At 71.3% G+C, this 18,721-nt stretch carries 21 protein-coding genes; 16 read left to right on the forward strand and 5 right to left on the reverse strand.

Annotated elements, in window-relative coordinates; translation table 11 throughout:
* The first annotated feature begins 199 nt into the window (after positions 1 to 199).
* From ACFWPQ_RS06210 to ACFWPQ_RS06235, 6 genes are all read left to right on the forward strand, one after another.
* A complete protein-coding gene (locus tag ACFWPQ_RS06210) occupies positions 200 to 520 on the forward strand; it encodes a multidrug efflux SMR transporter (RefSeq protein ID WP_361284112.1) in 321 nt (106 codons plus the stop codon).
* Positions 520 to 1,056 (forward strand): TetR/AcrR family transcriptional regulator, encoded by a 537-nt coding sequence (locus tag ACFWPQ_RS06215; protein ID WP_384030442.1) that lies wholly within the window; start codon positions 520 to 522, stop codon positions 1,054 to 1,056. The genes ACFWPQ_RS06210 and ACFWPQ_RS06215 overlap by 1 nt, the downstream gene beginning before the upstream one ends.
* Before the next feature lie 162 nt (positions 1,057 to 1,218).
* Complete coding sequence (locus ACFWPQ_RS06220) at positions 1,219 to 1,824, forward strand: RNA polymerase sigma factor (RefSeq protein ID WP_384030444.1); 606 nt, start codon at positions 1,219 to 1,221, stop codon at positions 1,822 to 1,824.
* 2 nt (positions 1,825 to 1,826) lie between these two features.
* Complete coding sequence (locus tag ACFWPQ_RS06225; RefSeq protein ID WP_384030446.1) at positions 1,827 to 2,810, forward strand: CU044_5270 family protein; 984 nt, start codon at positions 1,827 to 1,829, stop codon at positions 2,808 to 2,810.
* A gap of 132 nt (positions 2,811 to 2,942) precedes the next feature.
* Positions 2,943 to 3,932: a 2,3,4,5-tetrahydropyridine-2,6-dicarboxylate N-succinyltransferase gene (dapD, locus tag ACFWPQ_RS06230; RefSeq protein WP_384030448.1), complete on the forward strand. Its 990-nt coding sequence runs from the start codon at positions 2,943 to 2,945 to the stop codon at positions 3,930 to 3,932.
* Positions 3,933 to 4,066: 134 nt separating this feature from the next.
* Entirely contained in the window at positions 4,067 to 4,537 is a 471-nt protein-coding gene (locus tag ACFWPQ_RS06235; protein WP_384030450.1) for a hypothetical protein, read from the forward strand.
* Positions 4,538 to 4,675: 138 nt separating this feature from the next.
* Here ACFWPQ_RS06235 and ACFWPQ_RS06240 read toward each other — a convergent pair whose 3' ends face one another.
* Positions 4,676 to 4,909: a cold shock domain-containing protein gene (locus ACFWPQ_RS06240; RefSeq protein WP_384030452.1), complete on the reverse strand. Its 234-nt coding sequence runs from the start codon at positions 4,907 to 4,909 to the stop codon at positions 4,676 to 4,678.
* Positions 4,910 to 5,391: 482 nt separating this feature from the next.
* Here ACFWPQ_RS06240 and ACFWPQ_RS06245 point away from each other — a divergent pair, with 482 nt between their 5' ends.
* The 3 genes from ACFWPQ_RS06245 to ACFWPQ_RS06255 all read left to right on the forward strand — a co-directional run bounded on the left by ACFWPQ_RS06245 (position 5,392) and on the right by ACFWPQ_RS06255 (position 8,076).
* Positions 5,392 to 5,667, forward strand: coding sequence for a hypothetical protein (locus ACFWPQ_RS06245; protein ID WP_384030454.1), 276 nt, complete (start codon positions 5,392 to 5,394; stop codon positions 5,665 to 5,667).
* Between the two features lie 214 nt (positions 5,668 to 5,881).
* The gene (locus ACFWPQ_RS06250; RefSeq protein WP_361284142.1) at positions 5,882 to 6,088 is read left to right on the forward strand and encodes a hypothetical protein; all 207 of its coding nucleotides are present in this window, start codon (positions 5,882 to 5,884) and stop codon (positions 6,086 to 6,088) included.
* Positions 6,089 to 6,591: 503 nt separating this feature from the next.
* A complete protein-coding gene (locus ACFWPQ_RS06255) occupies positions 6,592 to 8,076 on the forward strand; it encodes a sialidase family protein (RefSeq protein WP_384030456.1) in 1,485 nt (494 codons plus the stop codon).
* A 188-nt stretch (positions 8,077 to 8,264) separates the two neighbouring features.
* Here the strand turns inward: ACFWPQ_RS06255 and ACFWPQ_RS06260 are convergent, their stop codons facing one another.
* On the reverse strand, positions 8,265 to 8,480 hold the full coding sequence (locus ACFWPQ_RS06260; protein WP_384030458.1) for a hypothetical protein: 216 nt from the start codon (positions 8,478 to 8,480) through the stop codon (positions 8,265 to 8,267).
* A gap of 282 nt (positions 8,481 to 8,762) precedes the next feature.
* Positions 8,763 to 9,287, reverse strand: coding sequence for a hypothetical protein (locus tag ACFWPQ_RS06265; RefSeq protein ID WP_384030460.1), 525 nt, complete (start codon positions 9,285 to 9,287; stop codon positions 8,763 to 8,765).
* Between the two features lie 140 nt (positions 9,288 to 9,427).
* Between ACFWPQ_RS06265 and ACFWPQ_RS06270 the strand changes: the two genes are divergently transcribed.
* Positions 9,428 to 9,988, forward strand: a complete 561-nt coding sequence (locus tag ACFWPQ_RS06270; RefSeq protein WP_384030462.1) for a SigE family RNA polymerase sigma factor — start codon at positions 9,428 to 9,430, stop codon at positions 9,986 to 9,988.
* The gene (locus ACFWPQ_RS06275) at positions 9,985 to 11,205 is read left to right on the forward strand and encodes a WD40 repeat domain-containing protein (protein ID WP_384030464.1); all 1,221 of its coding nucleotides are present in this window, start codon (positions 9,985 to 9,987) and stop codon (positions 11,203 to 11,205) included. The genes ACFWPQ_RS06270 and ACFWPQ_RS06275 overlap by 4 nt, the downstream gene beginning before the upstream one ends.
* On the opposite strand, the gene dapA is transcribed toward ACFWPQ_RS06275, so the two are convergent.
* On the reverse strand, positions 11,206 to 12,132 hold the full coding sequence (gene dapA, locus ACFWPQ_RS06280; RefSeq protein WP_384030466.1) for a 4-hydroxy-tetrahydrodipicolinate synthase: 927 nt from the start codon (positions 12,130 to 12,132) through the stop codon (positions 11,206 to 11,208). It abuts the gene before it with no gap.
* A gap of 190 nt (positions 12,133 to 12,322) precedes the next feature.
* Between dapA and ACFWPQ_RS06285 the strand changes: the two genes are divergently transcribed.
* The 4 genes from ACFWPQ_RS06285 to ACFWPQ_RS06300 all read left to right on the forward strand — a co-directional run bounded on the left by ACFWPQ_RS06285 (position 12,323) and on the right by ACFWPQ_RS06300 (position 14,800).
* Positions 12,323 to 12,499 (forward strand): hypothetical protein, encoded by a 177-nt coding sequence (locus ACFWPQ_RS06285; RefSeq protein ID WP_384030468.1) that lies wholly within the window; start codon positions 12,323 to 12,325, stop codon positions 12,497 to 12,499.
* On the forward strand, positions 12,496 to 13,179 hold the full coding sequence (locus tag ACFWPQ_RS06290; RefSeq protein ID WP_384030470.1) for a hypothetical protein: 684 nt from the start codon (positions 12,496 to 12,498) through the stop codon (positions 13,177 to 13,179). The genes ACFWPQ_RS06285 and ACFWPQ_RS06290 overlap by 4 nt, the downstream gene beginning before the upstream one ends.
* A 76-nt stretch (positions 13,180 to 13,255) precedes the next feature.
* Positions 13,256 to 14,050, forward strand: a complete 795-nt coding sequence (locus ACFWPQ_RS06295; RefSeq protein WP_384030472.1) for an ArsR/SmtB family transcription factor — start codon at positions 13,256 to 13,258, stop codon at positions 14,048 to 14,050.
* Positions 14,051 to 14,062: 12 nt separating this feature from the next.
* Positions 14,063 to 14,800, forward strand: coding sequence for an SRPBCC domain-containing protein (locus tag ACFWPQ_RS06300; protein WP_384030474.1), 738 nt, complete (start codon positions 14,063 to 14,065; stop codon positions 14,798 to 14,800).
* 15 nt (positions 14,801 to 14,815) lie between these two features.
* On the opposite strand, the gene ACFWPQ_RS06305 is transcribed toward ACFWPQ_RS06300, so the two are convergent.
* Positions 14,816 to 16,642 (reverse strand): endonuclease/exonuclease/phosphatase family protein, encoded by a 1,827-nt coding sequence (locus tag ACFWPQ_RS06305; protein WP_384030476.1) that lies wholly within the window; start codon positions 16,640 to 16,642, stop codon positions 14,816 to 14,818.
* A gap of 342 nt (positions 16,643 to 16,984) precedes the next feature.
* Here ACFWPQ_RS06305 and ACFWPQ_RS06310 point away from each other — a divergent pair, with 342 nt between their 5' ends.
* Entirely contained in the window at positions 16,985 to 18,415 is a 1,431-nt protein-coding gene (locus tag ACFWPQ_RS06310) for a hypothetical protein (RefSeq protein ID WP_384030478.1), read from the forward strand.
* The last annotated feature ends 306 nt before the right edge of the window (positions 18,416 to 18,721 follow it).

The following is an 18,721-nucleotide window of genomic DNA, read 5'->3' on the forward strand; positions in this document are numbered from 1 at the left end:
AATGGTGGATCACAGAGGTGCACACACTAGTGGAGTCGCGGGGCCGTAGGGAGCCGTTTCAGCTAGCGGTTTCTATGAGAATTAAACATCTTCGTGTGGCGCACGGGGGTGCGAACGCCGTTCCTGGTGTCCTCCAGGTGTCGCACCGCCCGCCCGCTGTTATGTACAGCCGTACACATCGTTGCGTACACTCGTACACATGGGATATCTGACGCTCGCCGGCGCCATAGCCGCCGAGGTCGCCGCCACGACGGCGATGAAGTACGCGGACGGCTTCAGCAGACTCTGGCCGACGCTGTTGACGGCAGTGGGATACGTGGTGTCGTTCCTGCTCCTCGCCCAGACCCTGAAGACCCTGTCGATCGGCACGGCGTACGCGATCTGGTCCGGGGTGGGCACCGCGACCATCGCCGTGCTGGGCCTGCTGCTGTTCGGGGAGGCACTGACCCTGGTCAAGGTGGCCGGGATCCTGCTGATCGTCGGCGGAGTGGTGGTCCTGAACCTGGGCGGCGCGCACTGATGCCCCGCCGTTACGACCCCGAGCGCCGGCAGCGGATCATCGAGGCGGCGATCCGGGTGGTGGGCGAGAAGGGCCTGGCCGGGCTGAGCCACCGCTCGGTGGCCACCGAGGCGGACGTACCGCTCGGCTCCACGACGTACCACTTCAAGACCCTCGACGAGCTGATGGTCGCCGCGCTGCGCCAGGCGAGCGAGGGCTTCGCCAAGGCGGTCGCCGGCTACGGAGGCCTGGACGACCCCTCGGCGGACCTCGCGACCGCCCTCGCCGGGATCCTCGGCGACTGGCTGGGCGGTGACCGCACCGCCGTGGAGCTGGAGTACGAGCTCTACCTCGCCGCCCTGCGCCGCCCGGCTCTGCGCCCCGTCGCCGCCGAGTGGGCCGACGACCTCGCCGAACGGCTCGCCGACCGCACCGACCCGGTCACGGCGCGGGCGCTGGTCGCGCTGATGGACGGCATCTGCCTCCAGGTGCTGCTCACGGGGACGCCGTACGACGAGGGGTACGCGCGGGAGGTCCTGGGGCGCGTGATTCCCTGAGCGGAACGCAGTGATTCCCTGAGCGGAACGCGGTGATTCCCTGATCGGAACGCGTCCGTCGCTTCCCTCCCCACCGACCCGGCCGGAACACCGTGAACCCATCGGCGGGCATCGGGGAACAGGGGGTGACACGCACGCACCGACCAACCAGGGGGAGCCCTCGTGAGCGGACCGCCGCCGGCCACGGCACAGGCGGGGGACGACGCGGAGAGCGTCGCCCAGTCACTGGAACAACCAGAGCTCTTCGCCCGGCTCTACGACCGCTACGCGCCCGACATCCACCGGTACGCGGCGCGCAGGCTCGGCGCCGACGCGGCCGACGACATCACCGCGGACACCTTCCTGATCGCCTTCCGGATCCGTTCCCGCTACGACCTCGCACGCCCCAGCGCGCGCCCGTGGCTGTACGGCATCGCGGCCAACCTGATCGGCAAACAGCGCCGGACCGAGGTGCGCGCGCTCAGGGCACTGGCCCGCACCGGCCACGACCCCGTCGCCGCGTCCTGGAACGAGACCTGGGTCGAGCACACGGACAACCGGATCGACGCGCAGGGCCCGCTCGCCGGCGCCCTCGCCGAACTGTCGGCGGCCGACCGGCACGTCCTGCTGCTCGTCGCCTGGGCCGACCTCACCTACCAGGAGGTCGCGGAGGCGCTGGACATCCCCGTCGGCACGGTCCGCTCCCGGCTCAACCGGGCGCGGCGCAAGGTGCGTACGGCGCTCGGCGCCGATCCGGCATTCGTGGGCGACACCGCGGAGGTGGTATAGCGATGGACGAGATGACCGAGGTGCGCGCGCTGCGCGCCCACGCGCCGGAGCCGGACCGGGCACGGCTGGCGGCGGGACGCGCCCGGCTGACCGACACGGCACGGGCCGGGGAGCGGCGCCGGGCCCTTTGGCGGCGGCGGGAGTTCGCGATCGTCGCGGTCGTCGCCGCGGTGACCGCCGTGGCCGTCACCGCGGCCCTGCTGGTCGGCGGGACCAGCAGGGGACGCAGGGTGCAGCCCGCGACGCCGGACATCGACCTGAAGGGGATGAGTGCGCACGACTTCCTGGAACGGGCTGCCGACGCGCTGGACAAGCAGCCGGCGGGCATCGAGCCCACCGGGAAGCAGTGGATCTACATGACCACGGCGAGGGATCCGGATGACGCGGAACCCTTGTCCGAGAACTGGAACCGTTACGACGGCGAACAGTGGGCCAAGCATCCGGCGGTCGGCGATCCCGGAATCACGATCAGCCGGGGACGTGCCAGCAGCCTGGGGCCGACCGACTACGACTCGCCGCGTGAGATGTACCGATTCATGGCCGCACTGCCGGCCGACGGCGAGGGGACGCTGCGGGCGCTCCGTGAGAGGAACGCCGTCGGGGACACCGAAGTGGGCTCCGGAGCCAAGGCGTGGAACGACTACGCCGAGATCAGCGCCCTCCTCCAGGCCGACCTCGTGCCGCCCGCGGGGCTGGCCTCTCTGTACCGCGCCCTGGCGCTCCTGCCCGACCAGAGGATCACCGGCCACCTGGTCGACACGGTCACCGGCCGCAAGGTCGTCGCCCTGACCCACGACGTCGCCGGCGTCGGCATCGACCTGCACCCGCGCAAGGCCGACGGCAAGGCCAGGATGGCCAAACAGACGCTGATCGACCCGCGGACCTACCACGTCGTGGGCTGGTGCACGGTCGTGGACGGCAAGGTCGCCGACGCAAACGAACGGGTCACGACCGCGGTCGTGGACAAGGCCGGCGAGCGACCCTGACCCGCCCTCCGGACCCGGGCGGCCCGCACCACAGGGGAGTGCGGGCCGCCCGGCGTATCTTCGGGGCCCGCCCCCTGAGACGCCCCGCACGCTGGTTGGCCTCCCCGGCCCCCGGCCGGTTAGGTTGCCCTCATGACCGACACGACTGCTCCTCGTCCCACCGGTGCCGCCGCGGCTGGCCTCGCCACGATCGCCGCCGACGGCACCGTTCTCGACACCTGGTTCCCCGCTCCCGAACTCATCGCCGAGCCCGGCCCGTCCGGCACCGAGCGGCTGTCCGCGGAGAAGGCCGTGGAACTGCTCGGCGAGGGCGCCGCGAAGGCGCTCGGGCCGGACGCCCGCCGCGGTGTCGAGGTCGTCGCGGTCCGTACGGTCATCTCCTCCCTCGACGACAAGCCGCTCGACACGCACGACGCCTACCTGCGTCTGCACCTGCTCTCGCACCGCCTGGTGAAGCCGCACGGCCAGAGCCTGGACGGCATCTTCGGCCTGCTCGCCAACGTCGCCTGGACCTCCCTCGGCCCGGTCGCCGTCGACGACATCGAGAAGGTCCGGCTGAACGCCCGCGCCGAGGGCCTGCACCTGCAGGTGACCTCGATCGACAAGTTCCCGCGGATGACGGACTACGTCGCCCCGAAGGGCGTGCGCATCGCCGACGCCGACCGGGTCCGCCTCGGCGCGCACCTCTCCGAGGGGACCACCGTCATGCACGAGGGCTTCGTCAACTTCAACGCCGGCACCCTCGGCACCTCGATGGTCGAGGGCCGCATCTCGGCCGGTGTCGTGGTCGGCGACGGCTCGGACATCGGCGGCGGCGCCTCCACCATGGGCACGCTGTCCGGCGGCGGCAACGTGATCATCGCCATCGGCGAGCGCTGCCTGATCGGCGCCGAGGCGGGCGTCGGCATCGCCCTCGGCGACGAGTGCGTGGTCGAGGCCGGCCTGTACGTCACCGCGGGCACCCGCGTCACCATGCCCGACGGCCAGATCGTCAAGGCCCGCGAGCTGAACGGCGCCTCCAACATCCTCTTCCGCCGCAACTCGGTCACCGGCGCCGTCGAGGCCCGCCCGAACAACGCGGTGTGGGGCGGGCTGAACGAGATCCTGCACAGCCACAACTGACGGCCGGCGGCCGCGACATGCGGCCGCCTGATCGACCGTCGCTCCGATGTGCTGCCGAGCTGCCGGCAGTTGCCGAGTCGGTCACCGCTCATGCGCTTCCTCGGCGGTGGTTGCTCTGTCTGATGATTGGTCTCATGGACATGGTCGTTCAGCGGGTACGCACGTCGTGGACGAAGAACTCGCGCGGCGGCTCTGGAGCGGCTAGCAGAAACGCCGCGCCAACGGCCTTCTCCCTGCCTCCGGGCTTGAGCACCGCCCTTCACGACGTTTCCATGCAGGAGTCCGATTCCTTCGAGCCTCGCATGCAAGTGCGGGATCTGTCGGCACCCGGGACGATCCTTCGCGAGGCCGACGGGCTGCTGCGCGTGGACCCGCCAGAAGTGAGCCTCTTCGCCATGCCACGACGCAGTCGGCGCCCGCCTGCGGTTCGCCTTGCTCCTGGCCAATGGCTGCACTGGCAGATCAACTACCGGTTCGTCGGCAGTTGTGGCGGGGCCTGGTCCTATCGACTGGAGACCTTCAACATCGTTTACGGCTCGGCGACCCCCGACGTGTTTCTGGGTGTGCCGACGCGCCGACTGGACGAGCGTCGGGCTCTGCGCTGAACTCCCCGGTACCCGATCCCTTGTGGCTCTCGGAACCTTCCGCAGCGCGCTGGTGATCTGCGTCCGCCTGCAGCGGTGCGATCACCGTGGGGTGGGGTGGGGCAGCGGACTGTGGGCGTGCGCCGTCGTTGATGTCGGCTATGGACGTCGGACAGGCCGAGGCGCGATCTTCACCGCGCGGTAGTCGTACCCGTCCTGCTTGAAGCCAGGGGCTTCCCATGTGAGGTCGACCTGCTGTCCGGGCGACAGCGTGTGGAAGCCGGTCGCCTGGATGTCGGCGTAGTGGCCGAAGCAGCCGCCGGGGGTCTCGGGGGAGTCGAGAACGCCCCAACCTTCCTCGTCGTACCACTCGCGGACAGTCGCAGTCACCATGGACGGAACCCTACGGCTTCTCTGCGCCGACGCGCCGGGCACGTCGGCTCCGGGGCGGATGCACTTCGGACTCTGGAAGAACCTGAGTTTCTCGAGGCCGTAGGAACAAAGAATGTCCTTCGCGCAATTGCAGTTACTCAGCGCGGCCGCCCCACTGGCGCCCGCGCCCCGCCCAACGGGCCCCGGATGCCCAGGACGGGCGGGGGAGAGGGTGCGACGCTGGAGTGAGGGGCCCGCGAGTGGAGGTCCGAGTGCGGCTCATTCGGTCCGGGGCCCTCTCCTTCGGCCTGGCCGGCGACCATGTCCCGGTGCGGCTCAATGGATGCGACGCAGAATCGTGCGGTCAGTCCGTGAGCCCGCCGGCCCGGACACCACTCACAGAGCGTCGCCAGGCGGCCTTACCGCGTGGATCCGGGCCACCGGGACCAGGACCTGGACCAGGACCAGGACCGCGCGAACAACCCTGAAGGCAGGTGTGTCCCATGCGCACGTCGACCCGTATCGCCGGTACCCTCACCGCCCTGACCCTCACCCTCGGTGGTGCGGTCCTCGCCGCTCCCGCGGTCCGGGCGGACATCCCCGCCTGCACAAAGATGGCCGAACTGGCCGGTGCCACCGCTTCCGACTCCGTCACCGCGGCCTGCAGCCGTGGCGTGGTCGGAGACCTGCAGAGTTGTGTCACCGGGCTGACCGGGGCCGGAGTGGCGGGCGGAGCCGCGACCGGTGCCTGCCGTGCGGCGGCCCACGAACCGCGTTAGAGGACCGCGCGGGGCAGCCGATCGCCCGGAACCGGGCGGAGGCACCGGTTGGAAGCGGGTGCGGCCCGTCTCCTCCTCACCCTCCCGGCCTGGCGCCCGGCCTCGCCTCGCGGGCCTCATGCGGAGCGCCCATGCTGAGAAAGAGGGCGCCGTCGTCCTGAGACTTGTCCCTTCCCGAAGGCCGAACGAAGGCGCCTGAGAGGAGGAGGAAGTCATGCGCATGCGAAGAATCCTGGGCCTCGCCCTGGCCGCGGCAACCCTTGCCGGCGTGAGCGTCGTCGGCGCTGTCAGCGCTGCGGCCGCCTCGTCTCCGAACATCTCCAGAGACGACTGCACGGCCGCCGGCGGACAGATCGTTGCACGCGCCTATGCCGGCTACGCCTGCGCGCTGCCTGACGGGACCACGCAGGCGATCACTTGATCGGTCGGCGCACGGCTGCACTCGGCAGGTCCTGAACAGGCGCAGAAGAACGCGCCGCTGTCCGCATTGCGGTGGACCTCTGCCGATGGCCTGACTCGTCCCCACCGTGGAAGAGGGCCGGCAGGTCACCCCGCTCCAACCCGTCCGAGTCAAGGCCGACCCCGCCGGCATCGCCGACCGGCATGCGGCCCACGGCCCCCAGGGCCCTCTCCGGAGACCTACGGGACGGGGCCGTAACCGCACGACAACCGCAGGACAATCGCAGGACAACGGCACGACCGAGGAGCCGACCGGCATGGTGAACCCGCCGGTCGGCTCCGCCGTGCTCCTCGACAGCCCTGGGGACGACTCCGTCGTTCGGCCCATCAAGGGCACCGGCTGCAACGCCGAAAGGGACCAGGCGGAGTCACCCCACCCTCGCGTTCCGATACTCCTCCGCGCCCCAGGCCGCCCCGAGGACGGCGGTCCCGTACCCCGGCCGACAGGCCCGGAGGAGATCCCGCATGCGCGTCTTCCTGCCCCTGACCGCCGTCACCACCGCCGCGCTCCTGCTCGTCACGGTCACCGGCGCGACTCCCGCCGCAGCGGACCGGAACCGCGGCGGCACACCACTGGTCAAGGTGTCGCACGGCGACCCGTACGCGAAGTGCACCATCGGAGCGAGGTCCCCCGACAGCGTCGTCTACCCGGCCACCGAGGTCGAGCCGTACCTGTCCGTGGATCCGCGCGACCCCAAGCGCGTGGTCACCGTGTTCCAGCAGGACCGCTGGAACGACGGCGGAGCCCGTGGCCTGGCGGCCGGCTGGAGCACGGACGGCCACACCTTCCACCAGAGCACGCTGCCGTTCAGCCTGTGCGCCCCCGGCGGCGCGGACTACGAGCGCGCCACCGACCCCTGGGTGAGCACCGGACCGGACGGCACCGTCTACGCGAGCGGGGAGGGCGTCGACTTCACGAAGAGCACGCGCACCGCCCTCCTGGCCGTCACGTCCCGCGACGGCGGCCGCACTTGGCGGAACCTCACCACCACGCACGTCGACGAGCAGCCGTTCTTCAACGACAAGCCCTCACTCACCGCCGACCCGGTCCGCAAGGGCACCGCCTACCAGGTCTGGAACCGCCTCGACAACGACCCACCCGGCCCCAGCTCCCTCGACGGTCCCGGCTACATCTCCCTCACCCGCGACGGCGGCCGCACCTGGAGCAAGGCCCGGCAGTTCGTCCGCACCAGCACCGTGCCCAACACCCAGACCATCGGCCATCAGATCGTCGTCGACCGGCGCACCGGCACCCTGTACGACTTCTACGACCGGATCACGTACTCCGACGACCTGAGCACCGTCGTCGAAGCCCGCTACGAGATGGTCACCTCGACCGACGCCGGAAAGACCTGGAGCGCCCCGGTCACCGTGGCCCGGGACACCTCCGTGCCGGAGGTCGACCCGAACGACCCCGCCAAGCTGCTGCGCGCCGGGTCCACCCTGCCGAGCCCGGCCGTCGACCCGAAGACCGGCACGCTGTACATGGCCTACGAGGGCTCGGACTTCTCCGGTGGAACCGGTGGAAAGTTCGACTCCGTCCAACTCGTACGGTCCACCGACGGCGGACGCACCTGGGGGACCCCGGGGCTGATCAGCCCCAAGGGCGTTCCGGCCTTCTCACCGTCGATCGCGGTCGCCGAGCGGGGCACGGTCGCGCTCACCTACTACGACCTGCGCTTCCTCAAGCCCGGCAACACCAGCACCCTGCCCACCGCCTACCAACTGGCCACGCTGCAGGACGGCAACCCGAAGCTCCGGACCGAACGACGGATCTCGCGGATCTTCGACTGGCTGCAGGCGCCGTTCGCCGGGGGCTACTTCCTCGGCGACTACCAAGGCCTGGTGGCAGACGGCAAGGAGGGAGTACGGGCGGTGCTCACCGAGACCAACTCCGGCACACCACAGAACCGCACGGACGTCTACACCAGCACTCTCCGCACTCGCTGACGCACTCGCTGGCGCACCCGTTGGCGCACCCGTTGGCGCACCCGTTGGCGCACCCGTTGGCGCACCCGCTGTCCGACGCGGACGCCGCCCGTCGCCCGCCCGCCCGCGTGACTCTCCCGGCCACGCTCCCGCAGCCACGCGCTGCGGGAGCGCCCCGCGGCAGGTGGCTGCGGGGCGCCTTGTGGGGTTCAGTCGACCTGCTCCCCGTCGTACGTACCGCCCTTGCAGAGGTTGCCCGCCTCATTGATCGCGGGCGTTCCGCCGCCCTGCTTGCACTGGGAAGGGGTGACGTAGGACGGGGCACCCTGTGCGGTGGCGGCGGTGGCGGTGGCGGCGCCTGTGAGGCCGAGTCCGGTGAGGGCTGCCGTGGCGATGGCGGCGGCGAGGATTCGTCGAATGCGCATGTGGTTCCCCTTTCACGCATTGCCTCGGTTGGGGCACTAGTCAGCTTGATCTTCACCCATGTGAGTGGCGCGTCATGTTGCGCCATTCGGGTGAAATTGGTGTCGGGCGCGGGGTCGGTGACGCGACCCGTCAGGCAGGCCCCAAGAGCCGTGTTGACCTGCGGTAACGCACCCCTGTCGGTGGAGGGTGGCCGGATGTCGACGGACGCTGCCTTCGCTTGACTTTCAAGTTTTGCCGGGGATGTCGGCGTGACCGATCGACCGGGCCGCCGCCGCCCCTGGTCACGGTCGTGGCGAGGTGTTGCCGCCATCGGTGATTGCCCGGAACTCCGCCAGCGCGGTGAAGTCCGCCTCCCGCAGCCCGATCCGGGGGTCGACGTGATGCAGCAGGGCCGGGCCGGGATGGTGGGCGTGGACGTACAGGGTGTCCGCCGGACTCTGTTCGTCGTCCACCCAGGCGAACGGGCGTCCCTCCGCGTAGGTCACGATCGCCTCGGTCTTCCAGTGGACCCCGTCGGGACGCTCCGCCAGCAGGCCCCGGCCGAAGTCGACGTACGGCAGCTCGGGGAGCCCCACGACGGGTGCGATCCAGCGGTTGGCCTCGGCCATCCAGGTGGTCGCCCAGCACAGCTCGTAACCGAGGGCGAGCAGCGCCGGGCCGTGGGACGGGTTCAGCCACACCCGCAGCGGGCGCCCCGGGCGGACGGTCGCCCGGATCGTCGTGTATCCCGCGGGGCGTCGCTCGGGCTGGGCGGCGTACGGGTTGAGGGGGCCGTCGACGTCCAGGAACAGCAGGGGGCGGCTCACGGGGCCAACGTACGGCAGCGGGCGTGCCGGACACCGGTGAATATTCTCGCGCCGGACAGGCATAGTGGCGCCGCTCCGCACGCGTCACCACGGATACAGGGTCCGGACACCGGCCGGGCCCGGGGGAAGAGAAGGTGACGATGGATGCGGAACTGCAGGAGAGCTTCCGGGAGTTCGTGGACAGCCGGTCGTCGGCGCTGCTGAGGACCGCCGTGCTGCTGACCGGCGGCGACCGGCACACGGCCGAGGACCTGCTGCAGAACGCCCTGATCAAGGCGGCCGGCCGCTGGCAGCGCATCGACGAACCCGAGGCCTACGTACGGCAGGTCCTCTACCGGCAGCAGATCAGCCGCTGGCGGCTGAAGTGGCGCCGGCGCGAACTCAGCGTCGCCGAACCCCCGGAGAGCCCACCGGCACTCGACACCGCGTCCGCCGCCGAGCTGCGGCTCGTGCTGCGCGCGGCCCTGTCCCGGCTCACCGCCCGCCAGCGCACCGTTCTGGTCCTGCGCTACTTCGAGGACCTGCCGGAGGCCGACGTGGCCCGGCTCCTGGGCTGCTCCGTCGGCACCGTACGGTCCACCACCCACCGCTCCCTGGCCCGGCTGCGCACCCTCGCGCCCGAACTGGCCGCCCTCGCCCCGGACACCGGCCGCGACCAGCCGCCGTCCCGTGACTACTCGCCCGCGGAGGTGCGGCCGTGAACGTCGAGGAACTCATGCGAGACGCGCTGCGCGAACAGGCTGCCGAACAGCCGCCGCTGCGGGCCGGGTTCGCCGACCAGGTGCTGGCGGTCCGCCGGCGTCGCCGGGCCCGCCGGTTCGCCTCCGTCGCCGTGGCCACCGCGGCCGTGGTCGCCGTCGCGGTGGGCGTGCCGCTGCTCGACGGCGGCAGGCAGGACGTACGGCCCGCCGGAGTCCTCGACCCCGGTGAGACCCGTGCCCACCCCGACCAGTCGCCGCCCCGCGAGCTGATCCAGGCGGGCGACGCCACCATGGCCGCCTACTACACCACCGACAGCGTCAAGCAGACGGCTCGCAAGTACCACACCACCCGCACCTACTGGCTGCTGAACGAGCGCACCGGCCGCTACGAGAAGGACTCCCGCTGGTCGTACGTCGCCGTCGCCCCCGGCCTGAAGACCGCCGCCGTCCTGGAGCGGACCATCCCCACCCGGCGGATCGGCCTGCTCGACCTCACCACCGGCAAGGTGGCCCGCTGGATCGCGGTCGAGCAGGGGGTCGGCGGGGTCGCGTTCTCGCACGACGGCCGCAAACTGGTCGCGACGACGTACTCCGCCGACCCCGACGTGGTGACCAGGGCGCCGGGCGACACGACCGGCACCAGCTTCTCCATGCCCGACACCATGCCGCGCACCGGCTTCTACGTCCTCGACGTGGCCTCCGGGAAGGGCCCCTGGCGCGAGATCGGCGGCCCGCACGACAGCATGGACATGTCCGAGATCAACATCCGCCAGGACTTCGCCCTCAGCCGTTCCGGCCAGTACGTCTGGTCCGGCCTGACCAGCGAACCCGGGATGCAGTTCTACGACCTCCACGGCCGCGAGGTCCCCGTGCCGGCCGACGAGCGCTACCTGGACTGGTTCGTCCAAGCGGGGCTGTCGCCCGACGGCAAGCGGGCCGCCGGTGACTTCGCGGGCAAGACGATGAAGACGTCCTCGTGGATCACCGACCTCGGCACCGGCCGGAAGACCGAGGTGCACGGGCAGCAGCTCCTCGCCTGGGCCGACAACGAGTCCCTCATCGCCTGGGACATCGACAAGGACGGCGGCAACGAGTTCCACAACCGCCTGGTCCTGGTCACCGTCGGCAGTGACAGGACCGTTCCCCTCAGCGGCTTCCGCAAGGGCAACGACGGCGCCGGCGGCCGTTGGACACCGGTCTTCGCCGAGCGGCGCTGATCAGCCCGCCGCGAGCTCCTCGTACACCGCCTCCTCGTACACCGCCCGCAGTCCGTCGGCCGCCTCCCGGCCGGCGGGCCGCAGCGGTGCCCGCACCGGGCCCGCCGGCAGGCCGAGCGCGGTGAGCAGCGCCTTCGACGTGACCGTGCCCGGCAGGCCCGCCGCCATCATCGCCTCGATCAGTGCAGTGGCCCGCAGCTGGAGTCCGGTCGCGCGGGCGGTGTCGCCCGCGTCGAACGCGTCCAGGATCGCGGCGATCCGGGCGGGGACGACGTTGGCCACCGTGCTCACACAGCCGGCCGCGCCCACCGCGTACAGGGCGAGGATGTGCTCGTCGCAGCCCGCGTAGTACGCCAGGTCCGTGCGCGCCAGCACCTTCTGGGCGCCGAGGAAGTCGTAGGAGCAGTCCTTCACGGCCACGATCCGGGGGTGGGCGGCGAGCCGGACCAGCGTCTCCGGCTCGATCCGGGTGCCGGTGCGGCCCGGGATGTCGTACAGCATCACCGGCAGCCCGCTCGCCTCGGCCACCTCCAGGAAGTGCGCCTCCAGCGCGTCCTGCGGCGGCCTGCTGTAGTACGGCGACACCACCAGCACCCCGTCCGCGCCCGCCTTCTCCGCCGCCAGCGCCAGCTCGACGGTGTGCAGGGTGTCCGCGGTGCCCACGCCGGCCACGAGGGGCACCCGCTCGCCCACCGCCTCCCGGACGGCCGTGATCAGCTCCGCCTTCTCGGCGTCCGACGTGGTCGGCGACTCGCCGGTGGTGCCGTTCAGCACCAGGCCGTCACAGCCCTCCGCCACCAGATGCACGGCCAGCCGCCGCGCGCCGTCGAGGTCGAGCGCGCCCGTGTCGGTGAAGGGGGTGACCATCGCGCAGAGGGTGCGGCCGAAGGGGCGGGGCGAGCGGGCGGTGTCGCGTGGGTTCGTCATGGGGGTAGTCTCGGCCGCACGACAGCTTAGCTCTACTTAATTCTTCTACCTGATACGTCTTAGCAATGCTAAGTTATCGGTCTCCTGGAGGCCGGATGGAGGTCAGAGGCCCTGTGTCCAACTCGGCCGCTCATGGGTCACTATGGGCCGGACGGTCACCGACGGCAGGTCATGGGTCATGGGAGGCGCCATGAAGCTGGGCAAGGCACTGGCCACCGGGGTCGCTGAGGAGCGGCCGCTCGTCCACGACGAAGTACCCGAACTCCCCGAACTCCCCGAACTCTCCGAAAAGATCCGCGAGATCCACGAACCCCGGGTCGCGAGCGAGTCCGTGTCCGCGTCCGAAGAGGCCCCGGCCGCCCGATGAGGCTGCGGCTCCCGGCGGAACGGCCGACGGAGCCGCCGACCGGCTACAAGATCGCCCATCCGATGCTGTCCCAGGACGGCGCGCGGGCCGGGTTCACCGGTGTGTCGCTGGGCGGCGCGCTGCCGTACGGAGTGCTGGACGACGCGTCCTGCGTCTACGGCCGACGGCACCGCCCGCCCGCGCGGCTGTGCGACTGCGGCTTCCACTGTGTGCACGAACGCGAGGTCGCCGAAGCTCTGCTGTGCACCGCCGAGCACCGGGCGGCCGTGCTGCTCGAAGTCTCCGTCCTCGGCGCCTACATCCGTTTCGAGCGCGGGTTCCGCTATGCCCGGCAGCGGGTGCGGACCGCCACCGTCGGGCCGTGCGCCTGCGGTGCGGCGGCCGTCGCGCTCGCCGACGCGGGCTGGGGCAGGCCCGGTTGGCGTGCCCTCGCGGCCGCCTGCGCGGGCTGCGTACGCGCGCGTGCGTCGGTCTCGCTCGCCGGATTCGCCCGGCTGGCGGGGCAGGGGCTGCGGGTGATCGCCGGAGGCGCGGGGAGCAGTGACGGCGACGGGCCGCCGGTGGCGGGCGAGGGCTTCGGGGTGCCCGAACTGGTCGCGGAGGCTGCCCTGTTGCAGGCCCGCCTCGACTGGTTCCAGAGCCAGCTGGCCCGGCTCGGCGAACGGGGGGAGCCGGGCTGAGGGCGGGCGCCGACGACTCTCCACCGAAAACTCCACCTGTATGGACAAAAAAAGTTTTCGGTGAGACGGTGGGGTCATGCTGGACGTCACCGTGATCGAGGACCCCGAGGCAGCGGCCGTGTCGCTGGACCCCATACGGGCCAGGCTGCTCGCCGAGCTGGCCGACGCGCCCGCGTCGGCCGCGATGCTGGCCGGCCGGGTCGGGCTGCCCCGGCAGAAGGTGAACTATCACCTGAAGGCGCTGGAGCGGCACGGCCTGGTCGAGCTCGCCGACGAGCGGCGCAAGGGCAATGTCACCGAGCGGCTGATGCGGGCGACCGCCGCGTCGTACGTCATCTCGCCGGCGGCCCTGCCCGCCGTACAGCCGGACCCGGACCGTTTCCGCGACCAGCTCTCCGCACGCTGGCTGCTCGCGCTCGGCGCGCGCCTGGTGCGCGATGTCGGCATGCTGATCAGCGGGGCGGCCAAGGCCCGCAAGCGGCTGGCGACGTACGCGCTGGACGGCGAGGTCCGCTTCGCCTCCGCCGCCGACCGCGCGGCCTTCGTGCAGGAGCTGACGGCGGGCGTGAGCGCGCTCATCCGCAAGTACGACACACCCGACGCGGAGTCCGGCCGGGACCACCGGATCGTGGTCGCCGTCCATCCGACGGTCAAGGACGAGCCGCAGCATGCCGCCGCAGGCGAAACCCGCGCCGTGGCAGAGGGTGCAACCCGTCCCGCTGCAGAGGGCGAGACCCGTCCCGCGGCAGACGGTGAATCCCGTCCCGTGGCAGATGGTGAATCCCGTCGCGCGGCAGAAGGCGAGAGCCGTCCGGCAGTCAAGGACGAGTCCCGGTCCCCGGCCGAGGACCGTCCCGCACTCGGAAGCTGAGCAGGAGTCCCCATGTCCAAGGAATTCGAGATCGTCCGTGAGTTCGAGGTAGACGCCACGCCCGGAGAGGTGTGGGCGGCGATCACCCACGGCACCGGCGGCTATCTGTGGCCGATGCAGCCGCCCGAGCCCCGGGTGGGCGGTACGGCGGCCTTCGGCTCCACCGTCACCGCCTACGACCCGCCGCACCACCTCGTCACCCGCAGCGAGGACGTCGGCTTCCCCACCCAGAGCGCCAACCAGCTGGAGCACGTCATCGAGGAGCGCGACGGCGGCCGCCGCGCCTGGGTGCGCTACGTGCACAGCGGGATCTTCACCGACGACTGGGACAACCAGTACGACGGCGCGAGCCGGCACACCGACTTCTACCTGCACACCCTGCGCGAGTACCTCACCCACTTCGCGCCCCGCCCGGTGGGCTTCGCCCAGCTGAACGGGCCGGAGGCGTCCCAGGCGCCGGACGCCTTCACCGCCGTGGGCCGCGCCCTCGGCCTGCCGGACGACCTGGCCGAGGGCGCGAAGGTGAGCGTCCGGCGGCCCGGCGGGCGGGCCCTGGACGCGGTGGTCGACTACCGCGACCCGTACTTCATCGGACTGCGCACCGACGACGCCCTCGTCCGGTTCTTCGGGCGCAACCACTGGGGCGCCCCGGTCGGCATCAGCATCCACGACTTCGCGCCGGACGCCGACGCCGAGGCGAACGAGACCGCCTGGCAGGACTGGCTGAACGGGGTGTTCGGCCAGTCCTGAGCCACGGCCGACCGCTTACGGGCGGAAGCGCAGCACCTGCGGGTCGTGGTCGCTGATCTGGTCGTGGAACTCCGAGTTGATGTGCACGCTGTCGTACGCGAAGTCGCCCTTGCTGCGGATCTGCTTGCTGATCAGGATCTGGTCCAGGACCTGCTCGTTGCCCTGGTAGTCGTAGGTGTAGCGCTCCTTCGTCGGCAGCGACTGGATCGCCGACCAGAGCGCGCCGCCCTTCTCCAGGATCTTGGTGGTGCCGGAGAAGTCGAAGTCGTTCATGTCGCCGAGCGCGATGACCTCGGCGTCCTTCTGGACGGCGAGGATGTTCTTGACGAACGCGTTGACCAGCGTCGCCTGCGCGTGGCGCTGGGTCTCCGAGCTGCGCACCACCGGCTGGTACTGCGAGGTCAGCCCCTGGTCGCCGCCCTTGGAGTTGAGGTGGTTGGCGATCACGAAGACCGTCTTGCCCTGGAAGACGAACTCACCGGCGAGCGGCTTGCGGCTGGTCGTCCAGGCGGAGTTCGCCGGGTCGACGCGGCCGGGGGAGGCCGTCAGCTGGGCCTTGCCGTTCACCTTGGTGACGCCCACCGCGGTGGTGGAGTCGCCGCCCGCGCGGTCGACGAAGGAGACCCGCTCCGGGTTGAACAGGAAGACCTGGCGGATGTTGCCGCCGGGCTCGCCGCCGTCCTGGTCGTTGACCGGGTTGATGGAACGCCACTGGTACTTCGGGCCGCCGGCCGCCACGATCGCGTCGATCAGCTTGTTGACCGTCACGTCGGCGGCGACCGTGCCGTCGTCCGTCGCGCCGTTGTTGTCCTGGATCTCCTCCAGGGACACGATGTCGGGCGACTGGAGGTTGTTCACGATCGCGGCGGCGTGCGCGGCGAAGGTGCCGTCCGAGGGGTCGAGGTTCTCGACGTTGTAGGTCGCCACCGCCAGCTCGCCGTGCGACTGCTTCTTCGTCGTCTCGCGCTGCAGGCCGCCGCTCTTCAGGGTGCCCAGCGAGCTCGCGACGAGGGTGTAGCCGCCGTACTGGTTGTAGTCCATCGGGCCGGTCGTGGCGCCGGTCAGGGTGTCGCCGACGTTCGCCACCGGGAAGTCGGCGGTCGAACCGAGGGACTGGATCTGCAGGCGGCCGGTGTTCTGGTCGCGGTAGGAGCGGTAGAGCGAGCCGCCGCGGTTGGTGCGGTTCTCGTGCGGCTTCACCGTGACCCACAGCTCGGCGTACGGGTCGGTCGCGGTGACCACGCGGGCGTCCTTGACCTGGACGTTCATGCCCTCCAGGGACTCGTAGTAGTCCAGGGCGTACTTCTTCGGCTGCAGGGTCAGGCCGTTGATCGAATTGCTCGCGGCCGTGTCACCCGTGGGGGTGTACGCGCTCGGCACCGACTTCTTGTCGATCACGACCGGCGCCGGGACCGCGTTGCCGGTGGAGACGGTGGTGATCGTCGGCTTGGTGATCTCGGTCAGCGACTGGTTGCCGGTGGAGGCGCCGCCCGGGACGTACTCGGAGACCGTGCCGGTGACCGTGACGGAGTCGCCGACCGCGACCTTCGGGGTGGAGCTGGTGAAGACGAAGACGCCCTCGCTGGTGGCCGGGTTGGCGTCCGGCGTCGGATCCTGGAGCCAGAAACCTCTGGAGGAGCCGTAGGTGCGCGTGCCCGTGACGATGCCGGGGACGTCCGTCACCTTCTGGCCGGCGTACGGCGAGGTGCGCGTGCTGCCCTGGATGTCGTGGATACGCAGCCCGTCGGCCTGGGCGGGCGAGGTGAGGGCGACGGTGGACGCCGCGCTGCAGACGGCGGCGACGGTGAGCGCGGCGAGACGCGCGGAAGACCTGCTCGGCAAGGGAATCCCTCCGGGGACATACGGAAGCGCCGGGACGAGGGCGGTTTATGGAGCGTTCATGACACGTTCATGTACGTCATGTGACGCGTATATGACACGCGTAGATACCGAGTGAACAGTTGTCCCCCCGTTTTCTACGCGCGTCAATCTCCTGCCTGATCAAGGCAGTTGTCAAGGTTTCAGCCATGTACGGGGCCCGGCGGGGAGATGAACCGGGCGGCATGGGTGGAAATCCGTCTAGGCTGAGCGGCTGAGCCGTACGGCGTCCAGGTGCTCGTACGGCCGTCGATACGGTGTCCATGTCGCCGTACGACCGTTGAGGCGTCCGAGGAGAACCAGCCGATGTCTGACAGCGCCCCCCTGCCCCCGGTGCGGTTGCGTTCCGAAGCGGAGCTGGCGCACGCCGCACTGTCCACACCGTTGCTCGCCCGGGCCGCCCGGCTCGCCCGCTGGGCCGGTCCCGACACCCGGGTGGACGCGGGCGGTGAGCTGGTCGAGGAGCAGCTCCCGGCCGCGGCCGAGGCGCTCGGACTCGCCGGGGACGACGCCGTCGCCTACGCCGGTGAGGCCTGGCGGGTCGCCGTGGACGCCGGGCTCGTCGAGATCGCCGACGAGGAGGCCGGCACGGTGGTGGCGGGGGAGGAACTGGCGCTGCTCACCGGGGGCTCGCCGCACGACGTCCTCGCGGTGTGGCAGGCCGCGCTGGAGACCGTGATCGCCGACGCGAGCGTGCCCGACCTGGATGGAATTGTCGATGCGCTCGACGAGGGCGGCGAGGTCGATTTCTCGTCACTCGGCTGGGACCCCGAGGGGGAGGCGGACTTCCTCGACGGCGTCCTCGGCAACCTGTACCTGCTGACCGTGAGCGAGGGCGGTCCCGGCGAGGCGCCGGTGCCGCTGCCCGCGCTCGCCGCGTCGATGATCGTGCCCAGCGACATGGGGGAGCCGACCAACGACGTCCTCGAACAGGTCTCCGACGCGATGATGCGGCTCGACGACCAGTTCCGGCTGCTGGAGCCGGTCGGGCTCGTCGAGTACCAGCCGGTCGACGAGGCACTGATGGCCGACGCGGAGGAGGAGCCGGCGGCGGGGCCGGTCGACGAGACCGACGTCTCCCGGTACGGCATGGTACGGCTGACCCCGCTCGGCGCGTACGGGCTGCGGGCGCGGCTGCTGGAGGCGGGCTTCGTGGCGCCGGCGGTCGGGGAGCTCGCCGACAAGGGCGCGGACGCGCTGCTCGACGGGACGGCGACGTTTCCGCAGGGGGCCGCGCAGGCCGAGACCGAGCAGTGGCTGGCCCGCCGGGAGTCCCTCGCCGCGGCCCGGGAGCTGCTGGCCGCGGCGCGTGGTGCGGACGCGGGTGCCCCGCTGCGGCGGCTGCGCTGCCAGCAGGCGCTGTCGCTGCTCGGCGCCGAGGCCGAGCCCGCCCTCCGCGAGGTCCTCGACGACCCCGAGCTGGGCGGCCTGGCGAGGGTCTGGCTGGCCGAACGCGGCGCCGCCGACGTGCCGGCGCCCTCCCAGGACATGATCTTCTGGCTGACCATCGACACGGTGGCTGCGCAGCTGGCCGCCGAAGGGAACTCCGAGGAGCTGCAGGCGCTGGTGGAGGGCCTGGCCCAGCAGCACAGCGGCTTCTTCGCCGAGGCGTGGCGGGTCGGCCACCCGGACACGGCCGACGTCCTCGAGGCGATGGGCCGCCTCCACCCCGACAAGAAGGTGGCCAAGGAGGCCCGCAAGGCGGCGTTCAAGGCGCGGTCGCAGCACGGGGGGTAGCGCCGAAGGGGCGGTGGTGTACGGGGGGTTGGGCACCGCCGGGTGCCGCCGTGTGGGCTGGGCGCCGTCGCGGCGGAAAAGGGTTCCGGTGGCGGTGAAGAAAACGAGCGGTTGAGAAGAGCTGCGCGGCGGCGAAGAGGCCTTGCGGCGAAGAGGCCATGCGGCCATGAGGCCGCGCGCTGCAGACAGGCCGGGCGGTGGAGACAGGCCGTGCGGTGGGCGGCGGCTGTGTGGTGGGGAGGGGCAGGCGTCGGTGGGGGACTCCGTCCCGCGGGTGGGGGAAACGTTGACCTCTGGGGTGTGTTT

The sequence above is a fragment of the Streptomyces sp. NPDC058464 genome (genome assembly GCF_042721035.1).
In the GTDB taxonomy this organism is placed as follows: Bacteria; Actinomycetota; Actinomycetes; order Streptomycetales; family Streptomycetaceae; genus Streptomyces.